The organism is Protofrankia sp. CiP1_Cm_nod4 (genome assembly GCF_982290645.1).
The window spans coordinates 2071-2836 of record NZ_CEVIVC010000211.1 but is presented as its reverse complement, the minus strand read 5'-3'; the positions used below and the strand labels follow the sequence as shown (position 1 = coordinate 2836).

The following is a 766-nucleotide window of genomic DNA, read 5'->3' as shown; positions in this document are numbered from 1 at the left end:
TGATATCGGACGGTCCGGTGAGACGGAACGGTGCGGTGGTGGCGACGGGTGCCGGGCTCGTTCAGGGGCACCCGCCGGTGCCGGGGGATGCGGCCGGGACGCGCAGCGGCCGGAAACGGCGCGGGCCGTAGAGCCGTTCCAGCAGCTCGTCGAACTCGCCGAGCAGACGCCAGGCGTCGCGTGGCCGGCGGGACATGGCGGGCAGTGTGCACCCGCGGGCGAACCGCAGGAGCGGGCGGGGGGCGTCGTCGCGCAGCAGGTACGTCATGCACTTCGTCGCCAGGTGGATGTCGGTGGCCGCGCCCGGCGGCTGCCGGGCCGCGACCTCCGGCGGGTACATGCCGGCGAAACGGTCCACCATCGCCGGCACATGCCCGGCCGCGCCACCCGGGCCGCCGGCAGCGCCCGGGCCGTCCGGGGCGATGACGACCGAGTAGCACCAGTCGACCAGGACCAGGCCGTGGTCGTCGGGGTGGACGAGCACATGGTCGGGCACGACGGCGCCGTGCACGACCCCGGCCCGGTGGGCGTACCCGAGGGCGACGAGCAGCCGTCGCCACATCCACGCGACGTCGCGGGCGTCGAGCCCGTCCGGGCACACGGCACGCAGCTCGGCCAGTGAGCGGAAGCCGTGGACGTGCTCGATGACGTTCACCTGGCGTAGCTCGCCGCCGGCGCCGGCGCGGTGCCGGAAGGCCTCGACGAGACGGGGGACGTAGGCGGCGAACCGTTTCTCCCCCCTGCCGGCCAGCTGCCGCAGCGCCGC

1 protein-coding gene is annotated in these 766 nt (G+C 75.5%); it reads right to left on the bottom strand.

Annotation, left to right across the window (positions count from 1 at the left end; all coding sequences use genetic code 11):
- Positions 1-61: 61 nt before the first annotated feature.
- A partial coding sequence (locus AC5LSR_RS22865; RefSeq protein WP_493468994.1) for a protein kinase family protein occupies positions 62-766 on the bottom strand: 705 nt, incomplete at its 5' end.